Annotated in this window: 6 protein-coding genes and 1 rRNA gene; 6 read left to right on the top strand and 1 reads right to left on the bottom strand. The window is 66.6% G+C overall.

Annotated elements, in window-relative coordinates:
• Window positions 1-35 precede the first annotated feature (35 nt).
• The 5 genes from DMB66_RS51590 (at window position 36) to DMB66_RS51570 (ending at window position 4,395) form a co-directional block, all read left to right on the top strand.
• The gene (locus DMB66_RS51590; protein ID WP_125811424.1) at window positions 36-668 is read left to right on the top strand and encodes an ATP-dependent Clp protease proteolytic subunit; all 633 of its coding nucleotides are present in this window, start codon (window positions 36-38) and stop codon (window positions 666-668) included.
• 10 nt (window positions 669-678) lie between these two features.
• Window positions 679-1,341 carry an ATP-dependent Clp protease proteolytic subunit gene (locus tag DMB66_RS51585; protein ID WP_125811423.1) on the top strand — a complete coding sequence of 221 codons (663 nt, stop codon included), beginning with the start codon at window positions 679-681 and terminating at the stop codon, window positions 1,339-1,341.
• A gap of 270 nt (window positions 1,342-1,611) precedes the next feature.
• Complete coding sequence (gene clpX, locus DMB66_RS51580) at window positions 1,612-2,904, top strand: ATP-dependent Clp protease ATP-binding subunit ClpX (RefSeq protein WP_125811422.1); 1,293 nt, start codon at window positions 1,612-1,614, stop codon at window positions 2,902-2,904.
• Window positions 2,905-3,014: 110 nt separating this feature from the next.
• Window positions 3,015-3,548, top strand: coding sequence for a GNAT family N-acetyltransferase (locus tag DMB66_RS51575; RefSeq protein WP_125811421.1), 534 nt, complete (start codon window positions 3,015-3,017; stop codon window positions 3,546-3,548).
• Between the two features lie 49 nt (window positions 3,549-3,597).
• Window positions 3,598-4,395: a carbon-nitrogen hydrolase family protein gene (locus DMB66_RS51570; protein ID WP_125811420.1), complete on the top strand. Its 798-nt coding sequence runs from the start codon at window positions 3,598-3,600 to the stop codon at window positions 4,393-4,395.
• Between the two features lie 997 nt (window positions 4,396-5,392).
• Here DMB66_RS51570 and DMB66_RS51560 read toward each other — a convergent pair.
• The gene (locus DMB66_RS51560; protein WP_125811419.1) at window positions 5,393-5,608 is read right to left on the bottom strand and encodes a hypothetical protein; all 216 of its coding nucleotides are present in this window, start codon (window positions 5,606-5,608) and stop codon (window positions 5,393-5,395) included.
• A 639-nt stretch (window positions 5,609-6,247) separates the two neighbouring features.
• Between DMB66_RS51560 and DMB66_RS51555 the strand changes: the two genes are divergently transcribed.
• Window positions 6,248-6,639: ribosomal RNA gene (locus tag DMB66_RS51555) — 16S ribosomal RNA — on the top strand; the annotation flags it as partial.

Here is a 6,639-nt window from a genome sequence, read left to right as displayed (position 1 = left end):
TCCTCGGCCGACACAGTCAGCTGTGAAGGGCTGCCATGACCGATCTGCACATCCCTGGGAGTCCCACCCTGCGTGGTGGTGACTCCATCAGTGGCAACCTCGACGACTCGGTCTACAACCGCCTGCTGCGGGAGCGGATCATCTTCCTCGGCAGCGAAGTGACCGACCAGGTTGCCAATCGCATCTGCGCGCAGTTGCTCCTGCTCTCCGCGGAAGACCCGGACCGCGACATCAACCTGTGGATCAACTCGCCGGGTGGTTCCGTCTACTCCGGCATGGCGATCTACGACACGATGCAGTTCATCGACAACGACGTCTCCACCGTGGCCATGGGCATGGCCGCGTCGATGGGGCAGTTGCTGCTCTGCGCCGGCACGGCGGGCAAGCGCTATGCGCTGCCGCACGCGCGGATCATGATGCACCAGCCGTCGGGCGGCATGGGCGGCACGGCCGCCGACATCGCCATCCAGGCCGAGCAGATGCTCTACACCAAGCGCATGTTCCAGGAGCGGGTGTCTTTCCACACCGGCCAGGACCAGACGCAGATCGAGGCCGACTCCGACCGGGACCGCTGGTTCACGGCCGAGGAAGCAAAGAACTACGGCTTCATCGACAAGGTGATCACCGGGGCCACACAGGTTCCCGAGGGCGCCGGAACGCTGAACTGAGGAGCTGACAATGACTGACCTGACGATGCCTCCCGGGTTCGCTCCGGTGCACAACCGCTACGTCCTGCCCTCGTTCGTCGAGCGCACGTCGTACGGCGTGAAGGAGTCGAACCCGTACAACAAGATGTTCGAGGACCGGATCATCTTCCTCGGCGTCCAGGTGGACGACGCGTCGGCCAACGACGTGATGGCCCAGCTGCTGACGCTGGAGAGCGCCGACCCGGACCGCGACATCCTGATGTACATCAACTCGCCCGGTGGCTCGTTCACCGCCATGACGGCGATCTACGACACCATGCAGTACGTCCGCCCGGACATCAGCACGGTCTGCCTCGGCCAGGCGGCCAGCGCGGCCGCTGTGCTGCTCGCCGGCGGCACCCCCGGCAAGCGGATGGCGCTCCCGCACTCGCGGATCATCATCCACCAGCCGGCCACCGAGGGCGGCTACGGCCAGGGCTCGGACATCGAGATCCAGGCTCGCGAGATCCTCCGGATGCGCAGCCAGATGGAAGAGATGATCTCGCGGCACTCCGGCCGGACACCGGAGCAGGTCCGCAAGGATGTCGACCGCGACAAGATCATGACGGCGGCCGAGGCCAAGGAGTACGGCCTGGTCGACACCGTCCTGGCCACCCGCAAGAAGAGCCTGCAGGGCGTCGGGGCGAGCAGCTGAGCCTGCCGCGCGGCGGGCAAAGCACGGCAGTATCAGTGCGATGAGCACGCGGTGTCGGGGGCCGGTCGGCTGACGCTAGACTGACTGGCCCCTGACACGCCCGTTTTGGGGGGTCGGAGAACTGCCCCGCAGCGGGTAACGTCAAGTCAGCAACCTCAGCAACGCGGGTCGGCAGACGATGAACTCTGTAGGACGTGTTCGGCGACGAGGAAATTCATCCTCAGGCCAGGGGCCGGCAGCAGCCGGCCGATGAGCGCAGGGAGAACGTAGGTGGCACGGATCGGCGACGGTGGCGACCTACTGAAGTGCTCCTTCTGTGGGAAGTCCCAGAAGCAGGTCAAGAAGCTCATCGCGGGCCCTGGTGTTTACATCTGCGACGAGTGCATCGACCTCTGCAACGAGATCATCGAAGAAGAGCTGGCCGAAACCGGCGAGGTGAAGTGGGAAGAGCTTCCCAAGCCGATGGAGATCTGCCAGTTCCTCGACACCTACGTGGTGGGGCAGGAGCAGGCCAAGAAGGCCCTCTCGGTAGCTGTCTACAACCACTACAAGAGGATTCAGGCCGAGTCGGCCGGCGCGCCCGGGGGTGGCAGCGACGTCGAGGTGGCCAAGTCCAACATCATGCTCATCGGCCCCACCGGCTGCGGTAAGACCCACCTGGCGCAGACGCTGGCCCGGATGCTCAACGTGCCGTTCGCCATCGCGGACGCCACGGCGCTGACCGAGGCGGGCTACGTGGGCGAGGATGTCGAAAACATCCTGCTCAAGCTCATCCAGGCCGCAGACTACGACGTCAAGCGCGCCGAGCAGGGCATCATCTACATCGACGAGGTCGACAAGATCGCCCGCAAGAGCGAAAACCCGTCGATCACCCGGGACGTCTCCGGCGAGGGCGTGCAACAGGCCCTGCTGAAGATCCTCGAGGGTACGGTCGCGAACGTCCCGCCGCAGGGCGGCCGCAAGCACCCGCACCAGGAGTTCATCCAGATCGACACCACCAACGTGCTGTTCATCGTCGGTGGCGCGTTCGCGGGCCTGGACCGGATCATCGAGTCCCGGGTCGGCCAGGGCGGCGTCGGTTTCGGTGCGCACCTGCGCTCGGTCTCCGAGCGCAACACCGACGACATCTTCAGCAAGGTGATGCCGGAGGACATGCTGAAATTCGGGCTGATCCCCGAGTTCATCGGCCGGCTCCCGGTGATCACCACGGTCCGCAACCTGGACCGCGAGGCGCTCATCAAGATCCTCACCGAGCCCCGCAACGCGTACGTGAAGCAATACCAGCGGCTGTTCGAGCTGGACGGCGTGGAGCTGGAATTCGACACCGGAGCACTCGAAGCGATCGCCGACCAGGCGATGCTCCGCGGCACCGGCGCCCGCGGCCTCCGCGCGATCATGGAGGAAGTCCTCCAGACGGTCATGTACGAGGTCCCCAGCAACCCCGACGCGGCCAGGGTGCTCATCACCCGCGAGGTCGTGGTGGAGAACGTCATCCCGACGATCGTCCCCCGCGAGTTCGTGGGCCGGCGCGCCCGTCGCGAGCGCGAGGAGAAGTCGGCCTGACAGCCCCGCACGGGCTGCCGGGGATCCTGGCCCGGGTCGAGCACCACGAACGGCTCCCGGTCGATCCCTGGCTCGAACTGGTACCGCCGCCGTCGCCCTCCCGGGCGGCGGTGGCGTCGTTTCCGGGTCACGTCGTCGTGGCGGCCGACATCGACCGGTGCTGGCTTGATTCGTTCCTCGGCACCGGCGACGACCTGAGCATGCCGCTGTCGCCGAAGTTCCTCGGTGCGCTGGAGGATCGCCTGCGACTGGCGGCGGGCAACATCGACGCGGTGCTGCTCGCCCCGCCCGCGCCGGGCGAGCCCTCCGTCGGCCTCTCCCTCATCGCGGACAGCGATCACCCCCGGGTGGTGCGCGCCCGCCGATACCGCGCCGACGTCCGGGTCTGGACCTGCGGACCGGGGGTCCTGGTGCTCGGCCGTGGACTGGGTGGCCGATGGGAAGCCGCGGTTGAGGTCGAGCCCGGCGCCCGCGGCGCGGGGCTGGGCCGGGCGCTGGCGTCGGCGGCTCGACACCTCGTGCCGGAGGACCGGCCCGTCTGGGCTCAGATCGCACCCGGCAACGCCTCGAGCCTGCGGGCGTTCCTCGCCGCGGGCTACGACCCGGTGGGTGCCGAGGTGTTGCTGATGCCGCCCGGCCACTGAGGTTTCCTGAGGCACCCGGGACGGGGCTTCGGGCCGTACCATGGCAGTCATGCGTGTCGCTGTTTGCCAGGTCAATGCTCGCGATGACCGGGCGGCCAACCTGGCCGCAGCCCGTGACCTGCTGGGCCGCGCGGCCGCGGCCGGCGCGGACCTCGCGGTCCTGCCCGAGTACGTCGACTATCTCGGCCGGTCCGCCGGTCTGCCCAAGCCCGAGCCGGTCGACGGCGAGTTCGCGGCGTTCTTCGCCGACGCGGCCCGCGAGCTCGGCATCTGGGTGCACGCGGGCTCGTTCCACGAGGCCGGCCCCGACGAGCAACGGACCTACAACACATCGCTGGTCTTCGACCGGACGGGCGGGCTCGCCGCCGTCTACCGCAAGATTCACCTGTACGACGTAGAGATACCCGGCCGCGTGTCCTACCACGAGTCCCGCTCGGTGGCGCCCGGCGACCAGACCGTGGTGACAGACATCGACGGCATCCGCACCGGCCTGTCGATCTGCTACGACCTGCGCTTCCCGGAGCTGTACCGGCGGCTGGCGGTCGAGGGCGAGGCCAGGGTGATCGTGGTGCCGGCGGCGTTCATGATGCACACCGGCCGGGACCACTGGGAGGTGCTGCTGCGCGCCCGGGCGATCGAAAACCAGTGCTACGTGGTGGCGGCGGGCCAGATCGGCGACCACGACCCGGGCCGGACGTGTTTCGGCCGCAGCATGGTCATCGACCCGTGGGGAACGGTGCTCGCACAGGCGCCCGACACCGTCGGCATCGTGACGGCCGACATCGATATGGATCGCTTGCACGAGATCCGTACGGAGCTTCCGAGCCTCGCCAACCGCCGCTTGTAGCCCGTGACTGTCTGTTGATCGTGGGCTGTGCGGGCTCGGCCGGCCCAGTGGCCGCCGGTTGCCTGTAGCGCCAGGTAGCTACGGCTGAGTGTGGCCATTAGCGCTCGGCCGCCCGGGTGCGCTGGTGGCGGGTCGTGGTGACAATGCGTTTGCTTGGCTGCTTCCGTGGGAGCACGGTCCGGGGCGGTGACGTCCGGACGTGATCGGCCCTCGTCACGCGACCCGGTCATTGATGTGCGCGCCGCGCTGAGCGTTCCGGGGTTTTGCTCGCGACAGCTATTCACCTTGGCCGCCGGCTTTCTCGGCAGGTCTTCCCGGGGTGCCGTTGCCGCCTTGGCGGTCGCAGGTTCCTCGGCCTGTTCGTTGTCTTGAGCGCCCGCGTTACGTGGACCAAGGTGCCGCACACCATGGGCAGCGTGTTCGCCAGCGGGGTCAACCAGGCGGCGCGTCCATTTCTCAGCACGACGATGACCCTCGCCGCGCTTCCCGATGCGGTCTGTCTTCGCTGGGTTGCCCAACGCCGGCTCGCTTCGGCGGCCCGAATTCGTTGCGCTGGGCAAGGTGGCCCGCTTCGGTCTGGTGGTGGTGAGCCGGGCTTCGCGGAGGATGGCGGGGCCGATGTAGTGGCGGCCTTGGACCCACTCATCTTCGGTCTGGTGGTGGTGAGCCGGGCTTCGCGGAGGATGGTGGGGCCCATGTAACGGCGGCATTTGACCCACTCATCGGTCTGTTCGGCCAGGACGGCGCCGACGGAGCTTCGGTGCCTCGTACCCGGAAGTCTTCTGCTTGGTGCCTGGGGCGCTGCCGTCTTGCCACCGCTCGGACCAGGCCTTCGCCGGCCACGGCGGTCTTTCGTTCTTCCGAAGCAGCACGGCCGGTCGCGTCTCAGATGGCCTGGCCGTGCTGGGTCAGCGCGAGGTCGGCGCTGGGGGTGACGACGCCGGGTGTCGTCGAGTTCGCGTGGGCGATCATCGACATCTCCACCGGCGGTCGCGCGTCAGAAGGTCTGCACGAGGTAGCTCAGGACGGCGACGCACACCAGCGCGCCGCCGATGAGCAGCATCGCTCCGCCCATCCGGGTAGGTCCGCGCTGGACCAGGCGGTGTACCGACACCACGACCGCGGCTAGCACCAGGACGCCGATGATCAGCTGAGTGAGCGGCACCAGCAGACTGGAAAGCACGGCGGCGGCAAGCACCGGGGGAGGAGCCATGACTGCCACTCTGGCACGGTGTCGCACCCGATGGCGGGATGGGCACTCCCGTCGATTTGCGTTTCGGGTGGGGCGTCGCGTAACTTTCTCCTTGCCCGAGGGGAACCCGGACGGAACGGCACGAAAGTGACCGATCCGGCGGTAACTTGGAGGCAGCTGGAGGAAAGCGTTATGCTGACTGACAGCACCGGGCGATGCAGGCCAGACCGGGAAACCGGAGTTGCGCCAGCGAGACCGACCGGGTAAAGTACAACAGCTGGCAGGAGCCGGGCGGATGGATCGCGAAAGCGGTCATCGGCCGGTCTGCAAGGCCACCCGACGACATTCACACCTTCTGGGGTGAGCGTTAGCGCGGGAACCATTCGGGCGGTGCTACGAAGGTCTTCGGATCTTCCAAGACCTAGGTCTTGCGCTAGCGAAGCTGACCGGGTAAGTTTGAGCGGTTGCCCCGGATGCGGGTCCCGAAAGGGAGTTCGGTTCGGTGTGTGGTTGTTCTTTGAGAACTCAACAGGGTGCTAGATAAGCCAGTGCCAAATTGGTTATGCCTTGGCTGGCTGTCTTCTTTATGGGGATGGTTTGGTTGAGATTTCCTTTGGCAACAGATTGTTTGTTGCCGGGACAGAGTGTTCAACATGGATTTTGTTGGAGAGTTTGATCCTGGCTCAGGACGAACGCTGGCGGCGTGCTTAACACATGCAAGTCGAGCGGAAAGGCCCTTCGGGGTACTCGAGCGGCGAACGGGTGAGTAACACGTGAGGAACCTGCCCTGGACTTTGGGATAACCCTCGGAAACGGGGGCTAATACCGAATACGACACGGTCTCGCATGAGATCCGTGTGGAAAGTTTTTCGGTCTGGGATGGTCTCGCGGCCTATCAGCTTGTTGGTGGGGTAATGGCCTACCAAGGCGACGACGGGTAGCCGGCCTGAGAGGCGACCGGCCACACTGGGACTGAGACACGGCCCAGACTCCTACGGRRGCCAGGCAGTGGGGAATATGCACAATGGCGGAAGCCTGATGCAGCGACGCCG

The organism is Actinoplanes sp. ATCC 53533 (assembly GCF_003947245.1).
The sequence above is the reverse complement of the archived record's forward strand: the minus strand, read 5'-3'. Positions and strand labels throughout refer to the sequence as shown.

Coding starts and splice junctions, on each gene's coding strand:
- DMB66_RS51560 (WP_125811419.1), bottom strand. CDS start 5,608: ATGGCTCCTCCCCCGGTGCTTGCCGCCGCCGTGCTTTCCAGTCTGCTG.
- DMB66_RS51570 (WP_125811420.1), top strand. CDS start 3,598: ATGCGTGTCGCTGTTTGCCAGGTCAATGCTCGCGATGACCGGGCGGCC.
- DMB66_RS51590 (WP_125811424.1), top strand. CDS start 36: ATGACCGATCTGCACATCCCTGGGAGTCCCACCCTGCGTGGTGGTGAC.
- DMB66_RS51585 (WP_125811423.1), top strand. CDS start 679: ATGACTGACCTGACGATGCCTCCCGGGTTCGCTCCGGTGCACAACCGC.